The 23,019-nt window shown below is 57.6% G+C and carries 22 protein-coding genes; 10 read left to right on the forward strand and 12 right to left on the reverse strand.

Annotated features, from left to right (window positions below; genetic code table 11):
- The first annotated feature begins 24 nt into the window (after positions 1 to 24).
- From AZE99_RS15150 to AZE99_RS15160, 3 genes are read left to right on the forward strand one after another with little or no spacing between them, the layout of a single operon-like run.
- Positions 25 to 1,965, forward strand: coding sequence for a M61 family metallopeptidase (locus AZE99_RS15150; RefSeq protein ID WP_067202888.1), 1,941 nt, complete (start codon positions 25 to 27; stop codon positions 1,963 to 1,965).
- A gap of 14 nt (positions 1,966 to 1,979) precedes the next feature.
- On the forward strand, positions 1,980 to 2,513 hold the full coding sequence (gene ppa / locus AZE99_RS15155) for an inorganic diphosphatase (protein ID WP_067202891.1): 534 nt from the start codon (positions 1,980 to 1,982) through the stop codon (positions 2,511 to 2,513).
- On the forward strand, positions 2,510 to 2,824 hold the full coding sequence (locus tag AZE99_RS15160) for a hypothetical protein (protein WP_067202894.1): 315 nt from the start codon (positions 2,510 to 2,512) through the stop codon (positions 2,822 to 2,824). The genes ppa and AZE99_RS15160 overlap by 4 nt, the downstream gene beginning before the upstream one ends.
- Before the next feature lie 70 nt (positions 2,825 to 2,894).
- Here the strand turns inward: AZE99_RS15160 and AZE99_RS16205 are convergent, their stop codons facing one another.
- Positions 2,895 to 3,059 (reverse strand): hypothetical protein, encoded by a 165-nt coding sequence (locus AZE99_RS16205; RefSeq protein WP_156472298.1) that lies wholly within the window; start codon positions 3,057 to 3,059, stop codon positions 2,895 to 2,897.
- Between the two features lie 160 nt (positions 3,060 to 3,219).
- On the opposite strand from AZE99_RS16205, the gene sucC reads away from it, so the two are divergent.
- The 3 genes from sucC to AZE99_RS15175 all read left to right on the forward strand — a co-directional run bounded on the left by sucC (position 3,220) and on the right by AZE99_RS15175 (position 6,401).
- Entirely contained in the window at positions 3,220 to 4,419 is a 1,200-nt protein-coding gene (sucC, locus tag AZE99_RS15165; protein WP_067202896.1) for an ADP-forming succinate--CoA ligase subunit beta, read from the forward strand.
- 191 nt (positions 4,420 to 4,610) lie between these two features.
- On the forward strand, positions 4,611 to 5,357 hold the full coding sequence (locus tag AZE99_RS15170; RefSeq protein WP_067202899.1) for an electron transfer flavoprotein subunit beta/FixA family protein: 747 nt from the start codon (positions 4,611 to 4,613) through the stop codon (positions 5,355 to 5,357).
- 114 nt (positions 5,358 to 5,471) lie between these two features.
- Positions 5,472 to 6,401, forward strand: coding sequence for an electron transfer flavoprotein subunit alpha/FixB family protein (locus AZE99_RS15175; RefSeq protein ID WP_067202902.1), 930 nt, complete (start codon positions 5,472 to 5,474; stop codon positions 6,399 to 6,401).
- A gap of 357 nt (positions 6,402 to 6,758) precedes the next feature.
- Here AZE99_RS15175 and AZE99_RS15180 read toward each other — a convergent pair whose 3' ends face one another.
- The 10 genes from AZE99_RS15180 to AZE99_RS15220 all read right to left on the reverse strand — a co-directional run bounded on the left by AZE99_RS15180 (position 6,759) and on the right by AZE99_RS15220 (position 16,330).
- Positions 6,759 to 7,121 carry a HesB/IscA family protein gene (locus tag AZE99_RS15180; RefSeq protein WP_067202905.1) on the reverse strand — a complete coding sequence of 121 codons (363 nt, stop codon included), beginning with the start codon at positions 7,119 to 7,121 and terminating at the stop codon, positions 6,759 to 6,761.
- A 161-nt stretch (positions 7,122 to 7,282) separates the two neighbouring features.
- On the reverse strand, positions 7,283 to 7,882 hold the full coding sequence (locus AZE99_RS15185; protein ID WP_067202907.1) for an SUF system Fe-S cluster assembly protein: 600 nt from the start codon (positions 7,880 to 7,882) through the stop codon (positions 7,283 to 7,285).
- Positions 7,883 to 7,891: 9 nt separating this feature from the next.
- Entirely contained in the window at positions 7,892 to 9,127 is a 1,236-nt protein-coding gene (locus AZE99_RS15190; protein ID WP_067203769.1) for a SufS family cysteine desulfurase, read from the reverse strand.
- 50 nt (positions 9,128 to 9,177) lie between these two features.
- Positions 9,178 to 9,930, reverse strand: coding sequence for a SufD family Fe-S cluster assembly protein (locus AZE99_RS15195; RefSeq protein WP_067202909.1), 753 nt, complete (start codon positions 9,928 to 9,930; stop codon positions 9,178 to 9,180).
- 151 nt (positions 9,931 to 10,081) lie between these two features.
- Entirely contained in the window at positions 10,082 to 10,918 is an 837-nt protein-coding gene (sufC, locus tag AZE99_RS15200) for a Fe-S cluster assembly ATPase SufC (RefSeq protein WP_067202912.1), read from the reverse strand.
- Positions 10,918 to 11,313 (reverse strand): hypothetical protein, encoded by a 396-nt coding sequence (locus tag AZE99_RS16210; RefSeq protein WP_156472299.1) that lies wholly within the window; start codon positions 11,311 to 11,313, stop codon positions 10,918 to 10,920. The genes sufC and AZE99_RS16210 overlap by 1 nt, the downstream gene beginning before the upstream one ends.
- Complete coding sequence (gene sufB, locus AZE99_RS15205; RefSeq protein WP_067203771.1) at positions 11,310 to 12,770, reverse strand: Fe-S cluster assembly protein SufB; 1,461 nt, start codon at positions 12,768 to 12,770, stop codon at positions 11,310 to 11,312. The genes AZE99_RS16210 and sufB overlap by 4 nt, the downstream gene beginning before the upstream one ends.
- Before the next feature lie 47 nt (positions 12,771 to 12,817).
- Positions 12,818 to 13,273, reverse strand: a complete 456-nt coding sequence (locus AZE99_RS15210; RefSeq protein ID WP_067202915.1) for an SUF system Fe-S cluster assembly regulator — start codon at positions 13,271 to 13,273, stop codon at positions 12,818 to 12,820.
- 127 nt (positions 13,274 to 13,400) lie between these two features.
- Positions 13,401 to 14,243: a DUF6597 domain-containing transcriptional factor gene (locus AZE99_RS15215; protein ID WP_067202918.1), complete on the reverse strand. Its 843-nt coding sequence runs from the start codon at positions 14,241 to 14,243 to the stop codon at positions 13,401 to 13,403.
- Positions 14,244 to 14,512: 269 nt separating this feature from the next.
- Positions 14,513 to 16,330 carry a DUF885 domain-containing protein gene (locus tag AZE99_RS15220; RefSeq protein ID WP_067202921.1) on the reverse strand — a complete coding sequence of 606 codons (1,818 nt, stop codon included), beginning with the start codon at positions 16,328 to 16,330 and terminating at the stop codon, positions 14,513 to 14,515.
- Positions 16,331 to 16,485: 155 nt separating this feature from the next.
- Here AZE99_RS15220 and AZE99_RS15225 point away from each other — a divergent pair, with 155 nt between their 5' ends.
- The 4 genes from AZE99_RS15225 to AZE99_RS15240 all read left to right on the forward strand — a co-directional run bounded on the left by AZE99_RS15225 (position 16,486) and on the right by AZE99_RS15240 (position 21,963).
- A complete protein-coding gene (locus AZE99_RS15225; RefSeq protein ID WP_067202924.1) occupies positions 16,486 to 18,093 on the forward strand; it encodes a phytoene desaturase family protein in 1,608 nt (535 codons plus the stop codon).
- Positions 18,094 to 18,180: 87 nt separating this feature from the next.
- A complete protein-coding gene (locus AZE99_RS15230) occupies positions 18,181 to 20,070 on the forward strand; it encodes a DUF3604 domain-containing protein (RefSeq protein ID WP_067202926.1) in 1,890 nt (629 codons plus the stop codon).
- 91 nt (positions 20,071 to 20,161) lie between these two features.
- Entirely contained in the window at positions 20,162 to 20,977 is an 816-nt protein-coding gene (locus AZE99_RS15235; protein ID WP_067202929.1) for a peptidyl-prolyl cis-trans isomerase, read from the forward strand.
- Complete coding sequence (locus AZE99_RS15240; protein ID WP_067202932.1) at positions 20,974 to 21,963, forward strand: HupE/UreJ family protein; 990 nt, start codon at positions 20,974 to 20,976, stop codon at positions 21,961 to 21,963. The genes AZE99_RS15235 and AZE99_RS15240 overlap by 4 nt, the downstream gene beginning before the upstream one ends.
- Before the next feature lie 76 nt (positions 21,964 to 22,039).
- On the opposite strand, the gene AZE99_RS15245 is transcribed toward AZE99_RS15240, so the two are convergent.
- The gene (locus AZE99_RS15245; protein ID WP_067202935.1) at positions 22,040 to 22,972 is read right to left on the reverse strand and encodes an SDR family oxidoreductase; all 933 of its coding nucleotides are present in this window, start codon (positions 22,970 to 22,972) and stop codon (positions 22,040 to 22,042) included.
- Positions 22,973 to 23,019 lie beyond the last annotated feature (47 nt).

Consider the following 23,019-nt stretch of genomic DNA (forward strand, 5'->3'; position numbering starts at 1 on the left):
ACATATTCAGAGGATTTTCTTCACATGCGTGTCGTTGCTGTACTGGGCGTTATCTTGAGCCTGACAATTTTTGCACCCGCTTCGGCGATGCCCAAGAATCTCAGCAAACCGAACTATGTCGCACCGCAAGAAACGATCCCGGCGCCGCAGGACGTGGCCTATCCCGGTATCATAAAATTGAAAGTCGATGCCCGCGATCATGACCAGGGCATATTCCGCGTCATCCAGACGATTCCGGTGGCCCAAGCGGGTCGCCTGACCCTGCTTTACCCTGAATGGCTGCCCGGCAATCATGCTCCGCGCGGCGAGATCGAGAAAATCACCGGGCTGGAATTCACTGCCAATGGCGATAAACTGGCGTGGGTCCGCGACGATGTCGATGTTTTCGCCTTTCACCTGACCATTCCCGAAAATATCCGCACGATTACTGCAAAATTCGAATTTGTCTCGGCCACCACCAGCAGCCATGGCCGCATCGTCATGGCGCCATCGATGCTCAACCTGCGCTGGCATCAGGTGTCGCTCTATCCGGCCGGCTATTATGTCCGCCAGATTCCAGTCGAGGCAACCGCCATCTATCCCGATGGCTGGCAGGCAGCGAGCGCCCTGCGTCCGAAATCAACCAGCGGCAATATGGTCGTCTATCAGAAGACCGATTATGACACTCTGGTCGATAGCCCGGTCTTTGCCGGACAGAATTTTCGGTCCTACCCGCTGACCAGCCGGGCCCATCTCAATATTGTGGCCGATGACGCAAAATATTTGCAGCCTTCGAAAGCGCAGATTGCTCCGCATATCGCACTGGTCAAGGAGGCCGAGGCCCTGTTCGGCAGCCATCCCTATGACCGTTATGATTTTCTGCTCGCGATGACCGACGAAATGGGCGGCATCGGCCTGGAGCATCACCGCTCATCTGAAAATGGCGTGAACCGTGAATATTTCACCGACTGGGATAGCGGGCCGGGTCGCCGCAACCTGCTGCCGCACGAGATCACCCATGCATGGAATGGCAAATATCGTCGCCCGCAAGGCATGTGGACGCCCGATTTTCGGCAACCGATGCGCAACAATCTGCTATGGGTCTATGAAGGACAAACGCAATTTTGGGGCTATGTGCTGGGCGCGCGATCCGGACTCTATTCCAAACAGGATACGCTCGATGCCCTGGCAGCCATCGCAGCGGGCATGGGTCAGCAAGTCGGACGGAGCTGGCGCCCTCTGATCGACACCACGCATGATCCGATCATCGCCGCGCGACGACCAAAACCCTGGGCCAGCTGGCAGCGGTCCGAGGATTATTATAATGAAGGCCTGCTGATCTGGCTCGAAGCCGACCAGATCATCCGCCGCGAATCGGGTGGCAAGAAGTCGCTGGAGGATTTTGCTCAGAGCTTTTTTGGCGGCGAGGATGGCGACTGGGGCGTCGTTACCTACGGGCGGCAGGATGTTGTGGCTGCGCTCACCAAGGTCCAGCCCTATGACTGGGACGGGTTCATCGAGGAGCGGGTTTACCAGTCCGGCATCGAAGTCCCCCACAATGGCCTCAAGCTCGGCGGCTACCGGCTTGTCTTTGTCGACACGCCAAGCGCCTATATACTCGCCAATGACAAGCGCCGCAAACAGGTCGACCTCAGCCACAGCATTGGACTGATCATGGGTGGCAAGGGAACCATAAAGTCTGTGGTCTGGGACAGCCCGGCGTTCGCCGCCGGTCTGAAATCCGGCCTGACTATCTCCGCAGTCAATGGCAAGGCCTATAGCGAAGAAGCACTCAAGCAGGCGATCGAGGAAAATCGCGGCAGTGACGGCAAGATCGAAATCTTTGCAAAAAATGGCGAAGCCTATCACAATTTTATGGTCGACCATTCCGGTGGCCTGCGCTATCCGGCGCTCGAGAAAATCACCGGAGAGGGTGTTGATCAAGAAGGCGGCATAGACCGGCTGTTGCAACCGAAAACCAGATAAGGACCCCCTTTTCAATGGACATTAACAAAATCCCGATCGGCGATAACCCGCCGGAAAGCCTGAACGTCGTAATAGAAGTTCCGGTTGGTGGCGAACCCGTCAAATATGAATTCGACAAGGAATCCGGCGCACTGTTCGTCGACCGCATCCTTCACACGCCGATGCGTTATCCTGCCAATTACGGCTTCGTCCCGCACACTTTGTCGCCCGATGGTGACCCGCTCGACGCACTGGTCGTCGCCCGCTCGCCTTTCATGCCCGGCTGCGTCGTACGCTGCCGTCCGATTGCCGTGCTCAACCTCGAAGACGAACATGGCGGCGATGAAAAGCTGCTCTGCGTGCCGATTGACGCGACCTTCCCATATTATCGCAAGATCGACGAGGGCAGCCATCTGCCGGAAATCGTGATGCAGCAGATTGAGCATTTCTTCACCCATTATAAAGACCTAGAACCCGAAAAATGGGTCCGGGTTGGCAAATGGGGCGACGCCGACGAAGCACGGCGAGTCGTGCTTGAAGCGATCGAACTGGCGAAGAGCAAGAAATGAACGCACCCCGCATCATTGTGATGATGACGGCACTATTGGCCCTGGCGGCTTGCGCCACCCCCGAAACCCGGGTCCGCAACGGTTTGATAAGTGCGGGATTATCCGCACCTATATCAGCCTGCATGGCGGACCGGATGGTGGATCGCCTGTCGCTGGGGCAATTGAGCAAGCTCAATGGTCTGGGAAAGCTCAGAAAACACAAAGCCGGTGATGTGACGATCAACGAATTTGTCAAACAGACCCGGGCCCTCCAGGATCCGGAGATCGTCGGCGTTGTCACGTCGTCCGGTGTTGTCTGCGCAGTGAAATAGCGTTTCGATCTGACGCGCAAATGGCGCCGAAAATTTCGCAACCTGCGGCTTTTGTCAATTTCGGCCCGGATCAGATGATAGTCCCGCCAGAGCCGTCATTCTTCGCCAGCACGACGGGAGTCGGTTTCCACTCGGGAACCGACGGCGCAAAAAGCCAAATGTCGCCGCGATAGCGACCGTTTTGCCCATGCTCATGGTGAAATTTGTCACCAGTTGCATATGCGTCAAGCGCCATTGGTTTCACGCGTAACCTATATTCGCACATCAGCAGAGCCAACCGACAATTATCATGAATCAGGGTGGAAATGCGCCACCATCTGTGCTTAAGCCTCACGCAAGACTCGTACCTTTGACAAGATCATTTTCAAGCTCGATGAAAGGCTTAACATCTTTCCATGAACATTCACGAATATCAGGGCAAGGAACTGCTTGCCAAACACGGCATCGCCGTACCCGCCGGCTATGCTGCGCTCACCGTTGAAGATGCGGTCGCCGCAGCCGAAAAGCTCCCCGGACCGCTCTATGTGGTCAAGGCGCAGATTCATGCGGGCGGACGCGGCAAGGGCAAATATAAGGAACTGGGACCCGACGCCAAAGGCGGCGTTCGGCTGTCCAAGTCGATCGACGACGTGCGCACCAATGCCGAGGAAATGCTCGGCAATACTCTGGTGACCATCCAGACCGGTGACGAAGGCAAGCAGGTCAACCGTCTCTATGTCACCGACGGCGTCGATATCGAGAAAGAATTCTACCTCTCCATGCTGGTCGACCGGGCCAGTGGCCGCGTCGCCATAGTCGTCTCGACCGAAGGCGGAATGGACATCGAAGACGTTGCCCATAATACACCGGAAAAAATCAAGACGATCACCATTGATCCGGCCCAGGGTTTCATGCCGCATCATGGCCGGACCATTGCCTTCGCGCTCGGACTCGACGGCGACCTCAACAAGCAGGCACAGAAGCTCGGCAAGAAACTCTACGACGCGTTCATGGCGATGGATTGCGAAATGGTCGAGATCAACCCGCTGGTGGTGACCGAAGATCAGCAACTGATCGTGCTCGACACCAAGATGAGCTTTGACGGCAACGCGCTGATGCGCCATCCCGATATCGCAGCGCTGCGCGACGAAACCGAGGAAGACCCGGCGGAAGTCGAGGCCAGCAAGTCCGACCTCGCCTATATCAAGCTCGACGGCAATATCGGCTGCATGGTCAATGGTGCCGGCCTGGCGATGGCGACGATGGATATCATCAAGCTCAATGGCGCATTTCCTGCCAACTTCCTCGACGTGGGCGGCGGCGCGACCAAGGAAAAGGTTACCGCAGCGTTCAAGATCATCCTCGCCGATCCTGCGGTCGAAGGCATTCTCGTCAACATTTTTGGCGGCATCATGAAATGCGACATCATCGCCGAGGGCATCGTTGCCGCGGCCAAGGAAGTCGATCTTTCGGTGCCACTGGTGGTTCGTCTTGAAGGAACCAATGTCGAAAAGGGCAAGGAAATCCTCGCCAACAGCGGTCTGCCGATCGTGTCGGCCGATGATCTCGGCGATGCTGCTAAAAAGATTGTCGCGCAGGTCAAAGAAGCGGCCTGAGGCAAAGAGGAGCGGGTCCCGTTCGTGCTGAGCTTGTCGAAGTACGAACCTGCGCGCTCCCTCGTCCTTCGACAGGCTCAGGACGAACGGAGAGTTGGACAGGAATCGCAAATGCTGCATCGCAGCGTAAAACTTGACGTTTACGTGAACGTAAGCTAATCGGTTAGTGAAATTTGAAAAAGGAAACAGCAATGAAAATCCTGGTGCCCGTAAAACGGGTCATAGATTATAACGTAAAACCCCGGGTCAAGTCCGACGGCAGCGGCGTCGATCTCGCCAATGTCAAAATGTCGATGAACCCGTTTGACGAAATCTCGGTTGAAGAAGCCATCCGCCTGAAAGAGGCCGGCAAGGCAGAAGAAATCATCGCTGTATCGGTTGGCCCGCAGAAAGCGCAGGAAACTCTCCGTACCGCTCTCGCCATGGGTGCAGACCGCGCGATCCTGGTTGTGACCGACGAAGAAGTCGAACCATTGGCCGTCGCCAAGATCCTTGCGAAGATCGTTGCAGAAGAAGCACCGCAGCTGGTCATCACCGGCAAGCAGGCAATCGATGACGATTCGAACCAAACCGGCCAGATGCTCGCAGCTCTGCTCGGCTGGGGTCAGGGTACCTTTGCCAACACCGTCGAACTCGACAGCGACAGCATCACCGTCAAACGCGAAATCGACGGTGGCCTGCAGACGGTCAAGCTGAACCTGCCCGCCGTGGTCACCACCGACCTGCGCCTCAACGAACCGCGCTATGCATCGCTGCCGAACATCATGAAGGCAAAGAAAAAACCGATGGATGAGAAAACGCCAGCCGATTACGGCGTCGACATCAGCCCGCGTCTCACCACCATCACCGTCACCGAGCCCCCGGTTCGCCAGGCCGGTGAAAAGGTCGAAGACGTCGATGCGCTGGTCGCGAAACTCAAAGCTGTGGGAGCCATTTAACCGTTTGAGCCCAATCACCCCCGTTCATCCTGAGCTTGTCGAAGGATGGTGGGACAAGGTGCTTCGACAGGCTCAGCACGAACGGTTTTTGAAAGAATTTGAAGGAGTTACAAAATGAAAACTCTCGTACTCGTAGAACATGACAACACGAACATGAAAGACGCGACGCTGGCCGTTGTCACCGCCGCGTCGCAACTGGGCGAAGTCCACGCTCTCGTCATCGGTTCCGGCTGCGCCAGCGTTGCCGAACAGGTTGCCAAGGTCGCCGGCGTCGCCACCGTCCACGTCGCCGACGATGCCGCGCTCGCCAACCAGCTCGCGGAAAATGCCGCGCCGCTGATCGCCAGCCTGATGGACACGCACGATGCGTTCCTCGCGCCAGCCACCACCACCGGCAAGAATATCGCCCCGCGCGTCGCAGCCCTGCTCGACGTCATGCAGATCAGCGATATTCTCTCGGTCGAAAGCGAAGACACGTTCACCCGGCCAATCTACGCCGGCAACGCGATTGCCACGGTCAAATCGTCGGATGCCAAGAAGATCATCACCGTGCGCGGCACGGCTTTTGACAAGGCAGCCACCGAAGGCGGCTCCGGCACGATCGAAGCCGTTGGCGGCGCCAGCGACGCTGGCCTGTCCAGCTTCGTCAGCGAGGAAATCGCCAAGTCCGAACGCCCCGAACTGACCAGCGCCAAGATCATCGTCTCCGGTGGTCGTGCTCTCGGATCGGGCGAGAAGTTCGAGGAAGTGATCACGCCACTGGCAGACAAGCTCGGTGCCGGCATCGGTGCCTCGCGCGCTGCGGTCGATGCGGGCTATGTCCCGAACGACTATCAGGTCGGCCAGACCGGCAAGATCGTCGCTCCGGAAGTCTATATCGCCATCGGCATCTCCGGCGCGATCCAGCATCTCGCCGGCATGAAGGACAGCAAGATCATCGTCGCCATCAACAAGGACGAAGACGCCCCGATTTTCCAGGTTGCGGATATCGGGCTGGTTGCGGATCTGTTTGATGCGGTTCCGGAACTGACAAGCAAGGTTTAAGCACACTTAGCCCCTCCTCTTCAGAGGAGGGGTTGGGGTGGTGTCTATCCTCACCCACAAATTCGGAGACTGGCATCGAGCCAGCCTCCTCATAAACCACCCCTACCCCTCCTTTGAAAAGGAGGGGTTTGTTTTTGGCAATCGTTGCTCACAGCCTTCTCTCTTAAAAAAAGAGAAGGAAATTCGCCCCTCACGTCATGCTGAACTTGTTTCAGCACCTCGTTAGGCAAGCGCGATCAGCATGAGATCCTGAGCCGAAGGCCACCCAAGGTAAACAAGTTCAGGATGACGAAATAAAAAGACCCCGGCGTTTTCACGTCGGGGTCTTTTTATTTGCTACCGTGGCTAGAAAAACTTCTAAACCGTAAAACTCTCCCCACAACCGCAAGCACCCTTGGCGTTCGGATTCTCAAACACAAAACCAGCGGTGAAATCATCCTCCACCCAGTCCATCGTGCTGCCGATCAGGTAGAGCACCGATCCACCATCAACATAGAATATCCCGCCGGGGGTGATGATCTTCTCGTCGAACGGGACTTCCTCAGTGATATAATCGACCGAATAGGCAAGGCCCGAGCAGCCGCGGCGCGGGGTGGATAGTTTCACGCCGATCGCGTCGTCGGGTGCCTTGGCCATCAGGTCGGCAATGCGCTGCTCCGCCGCCGGCGTCAGATTGATCGCGGCGGGTATTTCGCGGGTTTTGGTTTTCGTGTCGGTCATTTCATTCTCCTTCTCCCCTCCCGTTTACGGGAGGGGTCGGGGGTGGGATTGTGGATGGCCCGAAAGCTCACTGTAGCCCCACCCAGTTTGGCAGCAGCCTCGTCCCCCGGACGAGGCCAAGAGCCGCCGAACTCCCCTCCCGCAAGCGGGAGGGGAATTGATCACAACATCCCCAGTTCAAGCTTCGCTTCGTCGCTCATCTTCTGCGGGTCCCATGGCGGGTCCCAGACGAGATTGACTTCGGCGTGGCCGACGCCGGGCACGCTGCCGACTTGCAGCTCTATCTCGCCGGGCATCGATTCGGCGACCGGGCAATGCGGCGTGGTCAGGGTCATGGTCACGATCGCGTGATTATCCGCCGTAATCTCGACGCCGTAGATCAGGCCGAGATCATAGATATTCACCGGAATTTCCGGATCGAAGATGGATTTCAGCGTATCGATCACCGCTTCGTAGAGATCGCCACCGGCTTCACCGGCCGGTGCCTCGGTCGGTTTCTGCGCCAGAAAGCCTTCGAGATAATCCTTCTTGCGATTGAGCTTCGCCGCATCGCTTTCCGCTTCGAAAGGCGATGGCGCCATGACGGGTGTCGCTTTGCTGTTCGTGTCGAGCGTAGTCGAGACACTTTGCTCGCCATCATCCGGTCTCTCGACTTCGCTCGAGACGAACGGAGTGTCCTCGACAGCATCCTCGACTTTCGCCAGTTTCGGCTTTTCGACCGAATCGACTTCTTCGACCAATATCTTGCGTTCTTCGTTCATATCGTCACCTTACCCGAAAATCTTTCTGACCCGATTGATGCCGTCCACCAGAGCGGCGACATCCCTGTCATCACTGTAAATCCCGAAACTCGCCCGCGCCGTTGCTGCTACACCGAGATAGTCCATCAGCGGCTGCGCGCAATGATGGCCGGCGCGGATCGCAACCCCGCCTTCATCCAATATAGTGGCGACATCATGCGGATGCACGTCGCCGACCGCGAAACTCAAAATTCCCATGCTCTTGTCCGGACCAAAGACCCGTACCGAGTTGATCCCGGACAAGGCTTCCCGCGCCTTGGCCAAGGTCGCATTTTCATGATCCGAAATCACGTCGAGACCGATGCCCTCGACATATTGGATCGCGGCATCCAGCCCGACCACGCCGACGATATGCGGCGTCCCCGCTTCAAAGCGGCCCGGCGGCGGCGCGTAGGTCGTGCCGTCAAAAGACACGCGGTCGATCATCGACCCGCCACCCTTCCAGGGCGGCATGGCTTCGAGCGTCGCATAAGGCGCCCATAGAGCCCCGATGCCGGTCGGCCCGTAAATCTTGTGCCCCGAAAAGACGTAAAAATCGCAACCGAGATCCTGTACATCGACGGGCAGACGCGGCGCGGCCTGACAGCCGTCGAGCAACAGCTTCGCGCCAACCTTGTGCGCGATGGCCGCCGCCCGTTTACCGTCGAGCAAGGACCCGAGCACGTTGGAAACATGGGCCAGCGCGACCAGCTTATGCTGTTCGGTCAGATGCGCTTCGATCCAGTCGAGATCAATCTGGCCATCCTCGGTCAGCGGCGCGACATCGATATGCGCGCCGACCCGCTCGGCCAGCATCTGCCACGGCACGATATTCGAATGATGCTCAAGCTGCGACAGCATGATGCGGTCGCCCTGCCCGACAAATTTGTTGCCCCAGCTTTCGGCGACCAGATTGATACTGTCCGTCGCGCCGCTGGTGAAGACGATTTCATTTTCGGATGCAGCGCCGAGAAAACCGGCAACGCGTTTGCGCGCGGCTTCATAGGCCAAAGTCATATTGGCGGACCGGGCATAGACGCCGCGGTGGACGGTGGCATAATCCGGGCCGTAGGCGCGGGCGATGGCGTCCAGAACCGCCTTGGGTTTCTGTGCGGTGGCGGCGGAGTCGAGATAGTGCCAGTCAGCGGCTATGCCGGGGAAGTCCGCCCGATAAGATGGTGCAACACCGTTCGTGTCGAGCGCAGTCGAGACACCGCTATCGGCCACAACCGGCTTCTCGACTTCGCTCGAAGCGAACGGAAGAGAGCTGCTCTGGCTCACGACAAAGCCTCCAACACCTCAAGCGCCTTGCCTTCGATCGCGTCCCGCACCGCATCATCATCAACCGAAACAAAAGCATCGGCAATAAACGCCTGCAGCATCAATTTCTTCGCCAGCGCCGGCGGCAGGCCGCGCGAGGCGAGGTAGAAAAGCGCCTGCTTGTCGAGTTCACCGACGGTCGCGCCATGGGCGCATTTCACATCATCGGCGAAAATTTCCAACTCGGGCTTGGCGTTCGCGGTCGCACCGCGATCGAGCAGCATCGATTTGACCGACTGCGCCGCATCGGTTTTCTGCGCGTGGCGGGCCACGTTGATGCTGCCGAGGAAGCTTCCGGTCGCCGTGTCCGCCAGTACCGAGCGCACCACCTGGTTGGAGGTCGCATTGGGCTCGGCGTGGATCGTCTCGGTGACGATTTCCAGCGTCTGCTTGCCCGACCCGAGAATCGCGCCACCCAGTTCAAAATGCGAGCCATTGCCAAGCGTTGCCTTGACCTGAATCCGGCCATAGTCGGCATTGTGCGCCAGCACATGGATATTGAACGTCGCCTTGTCGCCAATGGTGACATCAAGATCGATCACGCCAACGCCGTCGATCACCGGCAATTCGGAAATCTGGCGAGAGACAGTTTCGCCCGCAGGCACGTTGATTTTCTCGGGGCCGTCTAGCTTCGCCCAGACGGTTTCGAGCGCCTTGAGATCAGCATAACGCCAAGCCTCGTCACGACGCGTAGGAAGCGGAGCGTTCATATCATTTTCCTCCCTGTGCCGAAGGCATGGGGAGGGGGACCATGCGAAGCATGGTGGAGGGGTAATGCGCGAACCGCCCCTCCGTCACGCCTGCGGCGTGCCACCTCCCCATGTCCTGCGGACACGGGGAGGAAAGAGTTAGCGCACAACATCATGCCGCCTCCGCGATCGCTTCATAGCCTTCATTCTCAAGCTGCAGCGCCAGTTCCGGCCCGCCGGTCTTCACAATCCGGCCGTTCGCCAGAACATGGACAAAATCCGGCTTCACTTCGTCGAGCAAGCGTTGGTAATGGGTGATCAGCAATACCGCTTTGTCCGACTTGCGCATGATCGCGTTGATGCCCGATCCAACGGTCCGCAGCGCGTCGATGTCGAGGCCGCTGTCGGTCTCGTCGAGGATCGCCAGCCTGGGGTTGAGAATGCCCATCTGCACCATCTCATTGCGCTTCTTCTCGCCGCCAGAAAAGCCGACATTGACCGCCCGTTTAAGCATATCCATGTCCATCTTCAGCAGCTCCGCCTTTTCCTTGGCCAGCTTGATGAACTCCGCGCCATTGAGCGCTTCTTCACCGCGCGCCAGCCGCTGCGCATTCAGGCTCTCGCGCAGAAATTGCAGGTTGGACACGCCGGGAATTTCGACCGGATATTGGAAGCCGAGGAAAATACCCGCGGCAGCCCGCTCGTGCGGATCGAGGGCGAGCAAATCCACCGTTTCGCCTTCTCCCGTTCGTGCTGAGCTTGTCGAAGCACCTCTCTCCTCCGCACCCGGTCCTTCGACAGGCTCAGGACGAACGGATGGCGTAAAGCTAACACTGCCAGCAGTCACTTCATAACCGGGCCGTCCGCCCAGCGCATAGGCCAGCGTCGACTTGCCCGCCCCATTGGGTCCCATGATCGCATGGATTTCGCCCGCGTTGAGCGTGAGCGAAAGCCCCTTGAGGATTTCGGTATCGCCGACTGTGGCGTGGAGGTTTTCAATTTTTAGCATTAAACGCTTTCCGAATTTGGTATTGAGAACAAGGCGGCCATGGAAGCTCCGAATTCAGCAACGATCGCGCTAGAAACCACCGCAATCCCTAAGGCATCAAGACTACCGCCGGGAAAATGAGCCAGTGCAAATGCTACTGAAAACAACGCTGCACAGCCAAGAACCAGTCGAAGTGTGACTCGAGACATTCCTGGGTGTTGGACATGCCCCAGCCATCGACCCGGCTTGGTCATAAATGCAACCAAACCGTAAGCCCCCGCAAAATTGACGCAGATGAGCAATGCTACAATTGAACTTTCGGTTTCTCGAAAGATCAAAAAAACAACCAATAATGGAGCCAAAAGCATTGCCAGCAGCAAATGCTGTCTTCCTAGCCTTTGAAGAGGACTACTCACCCCACACTCCCCTCAAGACTGATCGCCAGCAATTTCTGCGCTTCGACCGCAAATTCCATCGGCAGTTCCTTGAGCACTTCCTTGGCGAAGCCATTCACAATCAAGCTCACCGCCGCCTCTTCGTCCAGCCCGCGTTGCTGGGCGTAGAACATCTGGTCGTCGCTGATCTTGCTGGTGGTCGCTTCATGCTCGATCGTCGCGGTCGGGTTCTTGACCTCGATATAGGGCACGGTATGCGCGCCGCTCTGGTCGCCCAGCAGCAAGCTGTCGCACTGGGTGAAATTGCGGACATTCTCCGCATTGGGACCAACCCGCACCAGACCGCGATAGGTATTGTCGCTGTGACCGGCGCTGATGCCCTTGGAGATGATCGTCGAACGGGTATTCTTGCCATTGTGGATCATCTTGGTGCCGGTGTCGGCCTGCTGGTAATTGTTGGTCAGCGCGACCGAGTAAAATTCACCAACACTGCCTTCGCCGTTCAGCACGCAGCTGGGATATTTCCACGTCACCGCGCTGCCGGTCTCGACCTGGGTCCAGCTGATCTTGCTGTTCTTGCCCTGGCACAAGCCGCGCTTGGTGACGAAATTATAGATGCCGCCCTTGCCATTCTCGTCCCCAGGATACCAGTTTTGCACGGTCGAATATTTAATCTCCGCATCGTCCATCGCGACCAGTTCGACCACGGCGGCGTGCAGCTGATTCTCGTCGCGCATCGGCGCGGTGCAGCCTTCGAGATAGGAGACGTAAGAGCCCGCTTCCGCGACAATCAACGTCCGTTCAAACTGACCGGTATTTTCCGCATTGATCCGGAAATAGGTGCTCAGCTCCATTGGGCATTTCACGCCCTTGGGAATATAGACAAAGGTGCCGTCGCTAAACACGGCGCAGTTGAGCGTGGCGAAATAATTGTCGTGCATCGGCACAACTTTGCCCAAATATTTGCGAACAAGGTCAGGATATTCCTTGATTGCTTCGGAAATGGACCGAAAAATGACGCCTGCGTCTTCCAGCTCCTTGCGGAAAGTGGTCGCCACCGACACGCTGTCGAACACCGCGTCCACAGCAACCTTGCGCGCACCCTCGACGCCGGCGAGCACTTTTTGCTCTTCGATCGGTATGCCGAGTTTCTCATAAATGCGCAGGATTTCAGGATCGACTTCATCAAGCGAACCCAGCTTTTCCTTCGGCTTCGGCTCGGCGTAATAATAAGCGTCCTGATAGTCGATCATCGGGATTTCCAGCTTTGCCCAGTCCGGCGATTCCATCTTTTCCCACTGGCGGAAAGCCTTGAGGCGCCAGTCCAGCATCCACTCGGGTTCGCCCTTCTTGTCGGAAATGAACCGCACCGTGTCTTCGTTCAGGCCCTTGGGCGCGAAATCCTGCTCGATGTCCGACGACCAGCCGAATTCATAGGCGCTAGCCTTGTCGACCGCTTCCTGCGCTTCGGCGTTCATTTCCTTGCGGTCGTCGTCGTAATCTGATGTTTTGACGTCTTCGCTCATCATGCTTTTTCCATCATTCGAATTTTGGGGGCGACTGGCAAATCCGACAGGTTCGCCAGGCTGACATCGGCCAGTGCCTTGCGGATCGTCCGGTTTACAACGCCCCAATGGGGTTTCACGGTGCAGCCGTCCTCCAACATGCAATCATGATTGCCGTCAATGGTACAACTGGTAATCGCCAGCGGGCCTTCGACCGCCTCGACAATATCGGCGAGGCTGATCGCGGATGGGGGCCGGGCGAGCCGGATGCCACCACCAATGCCGCGCGTCGATTCGAACAGGCCGGCAGCGGTCAGGCGGCTGACCAGCTTTTTCGCGGTCGGCAGCGGAACACCGGTTTCCTGCGACAGCTTTGTTGCGTTGAGCTTTCCCTCTGCGAGCAGCGCAGCACCACAATGGCGCGCCGCAGCGGACATCAGGACAACAGCATAGTCGGCGAGGTTGGAAAGACGCATTTTTCTCGAATCACTGGGGGTTGAACACTAAACAAGACCAATTTAGTCTCATTTATCCAACATTGCAAGCATAGCGCGGCTTTGCAGGATCAGGCCGAGGCCGGAAACATGCTTCCAATTCTTCCAATCAGGTATCAGAACTCAGCGATGTAATCTTGCCCTTCAGATTGCCGCGCTTGTCGATCAGGCGAGCGGTTTCTCCCTCGCCCACCCGCAGCTGGGTCGGGGTCACGCCGGCGAAGAATTTCACTTCCCGGATCATGTGCGACTGATCGTAAAAGGCATCGACCAGTTCCAGCAATTCTTCTTCATTATGTTCGGCATAAGCCCGGGCCGCCCGCAAAGCGCGATATTTGCGCGCCAGATATTTGGGCGGCATGCCGTAAAGCTTGTTCACCGTGCGCAGCACCTGTCGCGAGCTTTGCGGCGACCGTTCCATCAGGCTGCTGACCGGCGGCGACGGTTCCGACGACAACCAATCATCGACCATCTTGGTGAAACTGGCGGTTTCCGGCTTCAGCCGCGGCTTCAGTTCCCGGTAGATCTTGTCCGCCCAGGCCACCATTTCCTCGGGGGATCCGCACCGCCGCAGCACATCCAGATTCTTGTCGATCTCATGGGTAAATATGTCACTGGCCGGAATCGCCATATCGACAAAATCTGCCGCAGACTTCTTGGTGGAAATAGCCCATCCTCCGGGCAGGACCCCGACTCCGAACATGCGGAACGGTCCATTGACGTCGAATCGCATCGCTCCGGTTGACGGCCCCACCAACATTGCGTCGGCGACTGGAAATGACGCCCCGTTGGCGAAGCTGAGCTGGCCATCGCCTTCCAGAATGAACCGCAACTGGGCAATTGCCGCGCGCTCATTGTCCACGAATTTCGGTGAGTTCAATTCGAACAGATAATAGACCGAAACCAGATCCCGGACATCCTCTGCAGGCGCAAAATATCTCAGACTTATCAAAAGACGACCCCTTTAATCTGTCCCTCCTCCAGGTTCAGACTGACTATCTGATGCGCTTTTATAGCTGAAAAACATAGTTAAAAAAAAGGCCTGACTAAATAAATAGTCAGGCCAATAAGGAAAAGAACCCAGTTACCACCGGTTTACGATGGCAAGAGCCCTTCGGGTCGCAACGCCCCTATCACCCCAATTTACGGAGATTCATTGGACAGAAACGACACATTAGCCTCTTATCTTTGACATTTTAGGACAATTACCCTCGCTTGCCGCTAACTGCTCGCTGCAATCCAGGCGTTTATCCGTTCTTCGAGGATGTTGAGTGGCACCGGACCGCTGTTCAAGACAACGTCATGGAATCCGCCCATCGTGAACTTGTCGCCAAGCGCGTCCTGGGCCCGTCCCCGAAGCTCGAGAATTTTCAGCTTGCCGATCATATAGGCGGTCGCCTGCCCCGGATAGACAACATAGCGCTCAATTGCCTTGCGAATATCGCCATCCGGATTGGGTGTATTATCCGTCAAATATTGAATCGCTTCTTCACGACTCCAGCGCTTGTGATGAATGCCGGTGTCGACAACCAGCCGACAGGCACGCCACAATTCCATCCCGAGCCGGCCGAAATCACTATAGGGATCCTCATAGAAGCCCATATCCTTGCCAAGCTCTTCCGAATAAAGCCCCCAGCCTTCTGTATAGGCGGTCCATCCACCAAATCGCCGGAATGGCGGCAAATCGCCAAGTTCGGTCTGGATCGTTCTCTGCAGATGGTGACCAGGCAAACCTTCGTGATAGGCGAGCGCTTCCAGCTCGGTCTTCGACATGCTCTGCAAATTATAGAGGTTTACATAATAGGTCCCGGGACGCGAACCATCTGGTGCCGGGCCATTATAAAAAGCCTTGCCCGCTGATTTTTCGCGAAATGCTTCGACTGGCTTGATGACGAGCGGTGCTTTCGGCAACGTATTGAAAAACTCAGGCAGCTTCGCTTCCATTGCCGCCAGCTTGCTATCGACATCAGCGAGATAGGCTTCGCGCGTATCATAATAAAATTCATCACTGGTCCGCAAATGCTGGAAGAAGTCCTGCAGATTACCTTCAAAACCGACGTCCGTCATGATCTTGCGCATCAACCCATGGATTCGCGCGACATTATCAAGTCCGATTTGGTGAATTTCATCCGCTGTCAGATCGGTCGTCGTATAATTGTTCAACCGTTCGGCATAATAAGCCGCGCCGTCCTTGAACCGCCAGATGCCGTCGCCATCGACAGCCATCGCCTGCTGACGCTCCATTTCCGCGATCAACTTCTTATAGGCTGGCTTCAGACTGTTGTTCAGCGCCACTTTGCCCCGCGCCACCAAATCGGCTTTTTCCGATTCCGAAATATCAAGCGCCGCGACCTTCTTCTTCAGATCCGCATAGATTGGCGAGTCCGGGCCATCTTCGAAAGGAGCACCGCTGATCACATTTTTTGCGTCGGCGATCACATAAGGGAAAACCCAGTCCGGCACGATGATCCCGTCATCAGCCCGCTCTGCCGATTGGACCACCAGTGATTCGATTAATGGGCCCGCAGCATCAAGACGGCTGACATAGGCCTCCGCATCCGATTGGCTTGAAACCCGGTGAATATTGATCATGAAGGCCGGGATCTGGCTTTGCGCGCCATTCATCTGGTCAAAAATATAGCTATTGCGTCGGAACGGGAAAGCGTTGCTGGAGCGCTCGGCTCGCGCCTGAAACAGACGGTAGCTGAGCTGGCTGGCGTCACTCAATTTCCCCTTGTCAAACTCTGCCTCCAGCTGAGCAAGTGCCGCCTGACCGCGTTCATATTGCGCGATTTCAGCGGCGTCGCTCGCATCATCCCACTTGCCGTAATCGGCATCCCTCATGCCGCGATAGGCTTTCGATACCGGCGAGTGGACCAGTTCCTGATCGTCATAATCTTTGAAAAATGCGGACAAATGCGCATTGATGTCCTCCTTCGCCGGAGCAGAAACAGCAACCGTTTGTGCGTGGCTTGCGGATCCGATGGTGACACTGCTCAGAGCCAAGGCGGAGGCGGCGGTCAGCAACAAATATCTCATTCAAAATCTTCCTTATCTGATACGAATTGCACCGGTCCTATCATCCTGTTCGGATTTGCACAATTCTGCCGGGGGGGCTGGCCCTGGGCAGGGCGTGGTGATTTCGACAATTGGCGGTTGCTGCTAGTGTTGTCGGGCGGTAGCTTCGAACCGATATGCAAAAACAATCCCCGGACGCGTTGATCATCGGCGGAGGCCATAACGGTCTGGTCTGCGCTTATTATCTTGCCCGCGCCGGCATGAAAGTCCGGATATTGGAAGCGCGCGACGTGATTGGCGGCGCAGCAGTGACCGAGGAATTCCATCCGGGCTTCCGCAACAGCACGGCCAGCTACACGGTCTCGCTCTTGCAACCAAAAATAATTGCCGACATGGGTCTGGTGGAACGCGGCTACCGGGTGATCGAGCGTCCCAGAAGCAATTTCCTGCCGCTTGGCGATGGGAAATATTTGCTCGTCGGCGGCTCGCTGGAGGCAACGCAAAAGGAGATTGCGCGATTCTCCCCGGCCGACGCGGCGCGCCTGCCGGAATATTATGAGATGCTGGAATCGGCCGCAGCCATATTGCGCGATCTGGCACTGGAAATCCCGCCCAATGCCGGGGACGGAGCCCATGCCATGCTGGCGGGCATCAGGACCGCCCGTCGGTTCACCCGTCTTTCGGCGTTGGCACAACATAATATCCTCAAGCTGGTCACGCTGAGCGCACGCGAAATGCTCGACCAGTGGTTTGAAAGCGCGCCGATCAAGGCGGCATTCGGTTTTGACGCGATTGTCGGCAATTACGCCAGCCCCGATGCACCGGGCAGCGCCTATGTCCTGCTCCATCATGTCTTTGGCGAGGTCAATGGCAAGCACGGCCAGTGGGGTCATGTGGTCGGCGGCATGGGCCGGATCACGCAGCTGATGGCAGACGCCTGCAAAGAAGCGGGTGTCGAGATCAGCCTCGAAACACCGGTGAAAAAGCTGCTGGTCGAGAAAGGAACGGTCGTCGGCATTTCCACCGTGGACGGCGAACAGATTCACGCACGGAAGATCATCGCCAATGTCGGGCCAAAGCTGCTCTACGAGCAGCTGATTGATCCTTCCGACCTGCCCGCTGATTTCCGCAGCATGATCGCCGGCTATCAATGCGGCTCCGGCAGCTTCCGGATGAATCTGGCGCTGGGCGGCCTGCCCGATTTCAAAGACCTTTCGGGGACCGGGGATCATCTGAAATCCGGGATCATCATGGCGCCCTCGCTCGACTATATGGACCGGGCCTATCAGGACGCGCGTCGATACGGCTGGTCGCGCAAACCGGTGGTCGAAATGCTGATCCCCAGTCTTGTCGACGACAGCCTGGCCCCCGCCGGCCAGCATGTCGCAAGCCTGTTCTGCCAGCAATTTGCACCGATATCGCCAGAGGGCCGCAGCTGGGACGATGAACGCGATGCAGCGGTGGAAGCAATTCTGGACGTTGTCGAAGACCATGCGCCCGGATTTCGCAAGCTGATCTTGGGACAGATGGCGCTGTCCCCACTCGACCTGGAACGCAAATTCGGTCTGGTCGGCGGCGATATATTTCATGGCCGCATGTCTCTCGACCAGCTTTGGGCAGCGCGGCCGGTGATGGGTGCCGCCAATTACAAAGGCCCGCTCAAGCATCTCTACATGTGCGGTTCGGGAACCCACCCGGGCGGCGGCGTGACCGGCGCACCGGGCCACAATGCCGCCAAAGCCCTCTTACGGGACCGCGGTTTTCTCGGTCGATTACTCGGTTGACGCTACGTCAGGCTGACCGAATCAGCTATCTATTGCGCCCATAGACCGAGAGGGATAGCTTCGGACCATTGGGATGGGAGACTCACTATGCGCAATTCACTAATGGTGGCAGCATGCACGGCTGCTCTTGTATTATCGGGCTGCTCGAAAATCGTCGAGGGTGAAGACGGCAACGCAGAGGTTATGAACACCGAATATCCCGAACAGGTTTTCTGGGGCGACACCCATCTCCACACCGACAACAGCATCGACGCATTCGGCTTTGGCAACAGGCTGGATGCAGAGAACGCCCTGCGCTTCGCCCGCGGCGAAGAAGTCACGGCTACCAAGGGATCCAAGGCCAAGCTGTCCCGGCCGCTCGATTTTCTGGTTATTGCCGATCATAGCGACGCAATGGGCGCCACCAAGGCGATTATGGAAGCCCCGCGTATTGCATTGCTCACCGATGAATTCCTGCTCCGCTGGCATGACATGATGAACGAGAGTGACGAGGGATCGCTGCGGGTGACCGGAGAGCTTATTGATGGCGCGGCCAAGGGGACATTGCCGACATCGCTGACCGACCCTGAAGAAACCAAAGAACGCACGGCCAATCTCTGGACCAAACACGGCAAGACCGTGGATCAGTATAATGAGCCCGGAAAGTTCACCGCCTTCATGGGCTTTGAATATACGCCGATGCCGGATGGTGATAATCTCCACCGGGTTGTGATGTTCCGCGACGGTCCGAAAAAAATGGGTGATACTATTCCCTATGGGGCACTGGGGTCGCAGGATCCGGAAAAACTCTGGGGCTATATGGAAGCCTATGAGAAAAAAACCGGCGGCAAGGTGCTCGCCATTCCGCACAACAGCAATGTCTCCAACGGCCGCATGTTCGCGATGAGCAAATTTGACGGCAGCCCGATTGACGCTGCCTATGTGAAAACCCGCGCGCTACGTGAACCGATCGTCGAGGTTACCCAGATCAAGGGTGACAGCGAAGCCCATCCGTTCCTTTCGCCCAATGATGAATTTGCCGATTTTGGCGTTGCTGGCTGGGACAAATGCAATTTGAGTTGCACGAAGGATATGCCACCCGAAAGCTACGGCGGCAGCTATGCCCGCGAAGCGCTGAAACGCGGTCTGGAACTGACTCTGGCGATTGGCGCCAATCCGTTCAAATTCGGGATGATCGGTTCGACCGACAGCCATACGTCACTGGCAACGGCGGATGAGAATAATTTCTTCGGCAAACACAGCGGCAACGAGGCCAATAACAAGACGCGCGCCCTCGACCCGCAAAATCTTGGCACCCGCGAAGGCCGTTTCGGCTGGCACTATCTGGCGAGCGGCTATGCGGCCGTCTGGGCGACCAGCAACACGCGCGAAGCTATATTCGACGCGATGATGCGCCGCGAAGTCTATGCGACGACCGGCCCGCGGATGCAGGTTCGCTTCTTCGGCGGCTTTGATTTCACCGCCGACGATATCGCTGATCTGGTCAAGACCGGCTATGCCAAGGGCGTTCCGATGGGCGGCGATCTGAGCGGCGGTGACGGCGAAGCACCGAAATTCCTGATCAGCGCGCTGATGGACCCGGAAAGCGCCAGTCTCGACCGGATCCAGGTGATCAAGGGCTGGGTCGACGCGACCGGCAAGAGCCAGGAAAAAATCTACAATGTCAGCTGGAGCGATGCAGATGCGCGCAAGCTGGGCGCCAATGGCAAACTGAGCCCTGTGCCCAATACGGTCGACCTGGCCAAGGGCACCTGGGACAATGCGACCGGCGCACCGGAACTGGTGACTTTCTGGCAGGACCCCGATTTCGATTCCGACCAGAACGCATTTTATTATGTGCGCGTGCTGGAAATCCCGACGCCGACCTGGCCGGTCTATGATGCGCTGAAATTCAGCCTGACCCTGCCCGATTCGGTAATCAAGATTCAGCAGGAACGCGCCTATAGCTCGCCGATCTGGTATACGCCGACGGCTTAGGCTCGCTAGACCGATCAGCCGGGACCTGTCTGCGGACGGGCCTCGCAATTCTTTGCCTTACTGCGGCTGAACTGAATGGGTTACCCAATATATGTTGCGCAAATTTATTAGAGAACCGCTGGTCCATTTTCTTGGTGGTGCGCTGCTCATCTTTGCTTTTTTCTGGGCCACCGGCAGCAATCGTGATCCTGCAGAATATGCCATCAGCATCGACGAAACCGATATCGAGCGGCTCAAGACCGGATGGGTCCAGAATTTCCGCCGCGCGCCGACACAGGCGGAACTCGACGCCCTGATCGATCAGGAGATCGCCGAGGAAATCTATTATCGCGAAGCCTTGCGACTGGGGCTGGACAAGAATGATCCGGTGATCCGGCGCAGGCTGTTCACCAAGATGCGCTTCGTCGACGGCGAAGAAAGTGCGATTGCCGAACCAACCGATGCGCTGCTGCAGCAGTGGATGGACGAAAATCCGGGCAAATATGCCCTGCCCTCGCTCTATGATTTTGAGCAGATCTATCTGGGGCAGATCAGCGCAGCCGACGCACGGGACCGGATCAACCAGCTGAACGGCGGAGCGCTCCCCTCTGCCTTCGCGCAACCGCTTTCCAGGCCGAGTGCGCTCGCCCGCGCCAGCAGCGCGGAAATCGGCCGCCAGTTCGGCGACCGCTTTGCCGAACAGCTGGAAAAGCTGGAGCCCGGCACCTGGAGCGGGCCCGTCATCTCCGGATATGGCGCGCATGCGGTCAAGATTTCTGCCAAGGTTCCGGGCCAGAAGGCGGCTTTGGAAGACGTCCGGCAACGGGTCGTCAATGACTGGCGTGCGGCCCGGCAAGCGGAACAGGAAGAAGAAACGCTCTCCCGCTATCGGGCGCAATATGAAATCAAGGTGGCTGGCCGGCCATGAAGAGCTGGATCGCCGTCCTGTTTATCTGTCTCGGGCTTGCCCTCGGACCGACCAGCGCCTGCGCCGACGAACTGCGGCCGGCCTATATCGAGATTACCGAACAGGCACCGGGTCAATGGTCGCTGCTGTGGAAGGCCTCAGCCAATTCGCGCCTCGGCCATAGCGGCGAAGTCATCATACCCGGCAATTGCAAAGCCGAAGCCGAGCGCCAGCGCGAATTTGCCGGCAGCAATATACTTACCCGCCTCTCGCTGCGCTGCGAGGGATCACTGCAGGGCCAGACTATCGGCCTAAATGGACTGGAACTGTCGACCACCGATGCGTTGGTTCGCATTGCCCCGCTCGACAGCGCGATGCAGACACTGCGCCTGACCCCGGATCAACCGGCCGCCACTCTGGCGAAGCCCTCGATAATCTCAAATGTCGCGGCGACCTATACGATCATCGGCGTGGAACATATCCTGCTCGGCTTCGACCATCTGTTCTTCGTGCTGGCTCTGGTGTTGCTGCTCAAGGGCGGCTGGCTGGTCGCCAAGACCGTCACCGCCTTCACGGTCGCGCATAGCATCACCCTGGTCGGAACAACGCTGGGCTGGCTGTCGCTGCCCTCGCAGCCGGTTGAAGCGGTGATTGCGCTGTCGATCATCTTTCTGGCCGTCGAAGTGGTGAAAGCCAAGCCCGAGGACCGACGCCTGTCGGAACGCTTCCCGTGGATCGTCGCCTTTCTGTTTGGCCTGCTTCACGGCTTCGGCTTTGCCGGTGCGCTCGCCGAGATCGGCCTGCCGGAAGGCGATGTCCCGCTCGCCTTGCTGACCTTCAATCTCGGCGTAGAAATCGGTCAGTTGGCGATTGTCGCCGTGGCTCTGGCGGTGCTCTATGCCTTGCGGAAGTTCCGGGTCGAATGGCTGCAGCCGACCAAGACCGCCATGGCCTATGGCATCGGGATCATCTCTACCTACTGGTTCGTCGAGCGGATGGTCGCCTGAAAAATATACTTCGGGCCCTTGCTTCCGATCTGGAAGCAAGGGCCCGACGATCCATTCCAGAGACATATTACCAGAATTATCCCGCAGGCGGACGATGCGCGTCTTCCGACCAGTCCTGCCGCGCGGCCCATTCTTCCAGCGTCTCGAATTCGACTTCCGGCAGACGCTGCTGCATGAAATCGGTATCGACTTCAAAGGGCCTTGTGACATTGTTGTTGTTATATTCGTAAAAGGCAGTGATCCCGGCCGCCATGGTTTCGCGATTTTCCGGCGGCACATCATCACCAAAGGCCTTGACCAGATAGTCGCCGAATTCCTTCGGCGTGCAGGGGTCATATTTGATTTCATGACCGAACACCCGCGACAGGGTTTCGGCGACTTCAGGCGGTTTCAGACGCTGCGGTCCACCGATGTTGAGCCACGAACCTTCAAAGTCCGGCCGGTCCATGGCCGCAACCATGCATTTGCCGACATCGTCGAGGCTGATCCAGTTAGCCTGAAGGTCGGCGTTATGCGGATAGACATAGCGTTTTTCGTCGACGATGAACGGCCGCGCCCAGTTGGTCAGCAGATTGTCCATGAACAATACCGAGCCGAACACGGTTGCCGGCATGCCGGAACGGAAAATCTCGTTCACCGCGATGGTGTTGTTGCCATAGGTGAACGGGTCACCGGGACGCTCGGGAATCCAGCTCGATGTGTTCCAGACAAAACGCTCGGTACCGGCTTCCTTGGCTGCCGCCGCGACCTTGCCGACCATGGTCGCCCGATCCTCACGCGCCTGCAGCGGGTGGGTGTAGAAAACCGCGTCCGACCCTTCAAAGGCAGGCACCCAGGTTGACTCGTCGGTGAGGTCAATCTGGCGGCATTCATCCGCTGCATTGGTGCCTCCCAGATCGGGATGCTCGCTGCGGGACAAGGCGCGGACCTTATGACCCGCGGCTGCCAGTTGCCGTATCTGGGCGAGGCCTTGCCGACCGGTTGCGCCCACGACTGATACCAATGCCATGATTCTCTCTCCTGTTGCATTTGCAGCAACGCTAGAGACGAATATGC

Origin of the sequence: Sphingorhabdus sp. M41 (assembly GCF_001586275.1) — a bacterium.
In the GTDB taxonomy this organism is placed as follows: Bacteria; Pseudomonadota; Alphaproteobacteria; order Sphingomonadales; family Sphingomonadaceae; genus Parasphingorhabdus.

Coding starts and splice junctions, on each gene's coding strand:
- AZE99_RS15150 (WP_067202888.1), top strand. CDS start 25: ATGCGTGTCGTTGCTGTACTGGGCGTTATCTTGAGCCTGACAATTTTT.
- ppa (WP_067202891.1), top strand. CDS start 1,980: ATGGACATTAACAAAATCCCGATCGGCGATAACCCGCCGGAAAGCCTG.
- AZE99_RS15160 (WP_067202894.1), top strand. CDS start 2,510: ATGAACGCACCCCGCATCATTGTGATGATGACGGCACTATTGGCCCTG.
- AZE99_RS16205 (WP_156472298.1), bottom strand. CDS start 3,059: ATGGCGCTTGACGCATATGCAACTGGTGACAAATTTCACCATGAGCAT.
- sucC (WP_067202896.1), top strand. CDS start 3,220: ATGAACATTCACGAATATCAGGGCAAGGAACTGCTTGCCAAACACGGC.
- AZE99_RS15170 (WP_067202899.1), top strand. CDS start 4,611: ATGAAAATCCTGGTGCCCGTAAAACGGGTCATAGATTATAACGTAAAA.
- AZE99_RS15175 (WP_067202902.1), top strand. CDS start 5,472: ATGAAAACTCTCGTACTCGTAGAACATGACAACACGAACATGAAAGAC.
- AZE99_RS15180 (WP_067202905.1), bottom strand. CDS start 7,121: ATGACCGACACGAAAACCAAAACCCGCGAAATACCCGCCGCGATCAAT.
- AZE99_RS15185 (WP_067202907.1), bottom strand. CDS start 7,882: ATGAACGAAGAACGCAAGATATTGGTCGAAGAAGTCGATTCGGTCGAA.
- AZE99_RS15195 (WP_067202909.1), bottom strand. CDS start 9,930: ATGAACGCTCCGCTTCCTACGCGTCGTGACGAGGCTTGGCGTTATGCT.
- sufC (WP_067202912.1), bottom strand. CDS start 10,918: ATGCTAAAAATTGAAAACCTCCACGCCACAGTCGGCGATACCGAAATC.
- sufB (WP_067203771.1), bottom strand. CDS start 12,770: ATGAACGCCGAAGCGCAGGAAGCGGTCGACAAGGCTAGCGCCTATGAA.
- AZE99_RS15210 (WP_067202915.1), bottom strand. CDS start 13,273: ATGCGTCTTTCCAACCTCGCCGACTATGCTGTTGTCCTGATGTCCGCT.
- AZE99_RS15220 (WP_067202921.1), bottom strand. CDS start 16,330: ATGAGATATTTGTTGCTGACCGCCGCCTCCGCCTTGGCTCTGAGCAGT.
- AZE99_RS15225 (WP_067202924.1), top strand. CDS start 16,486: ATGCAAAAACAATCCCCGGACGCGTTGATCATCGGCGGAGGCCATAAC.
- AZE99_RS15230 (WP_067202926.1), top strand. CDS start 18,181: ATGCGCAATTCACTAATGGTGGCAGCATGCACGGCTGCTCTTGTATTA.
- AZE99_RS15235 (WP_067202929.1), top strand. CDS start 20,162: ATGTTGCGCAAATTTATTAGAGAACCGCTGGTCCATTTTCTTGGTGGT.
- AZE99_RS15240 (WP_067202932.1), top strand. CDS start 20,974: ATGAAGAGCTGGATCGCCGTCCTGTTTATCTGTCTCGGGCTTGCCCTC.
- AZE99_RS15245 (WP_067202935.1), bottom strand. CDS start 22,972: ATGGCATTGGTATCAGTCGTGGGCGCAACCGGTCGGCAAGGCCTCGCC.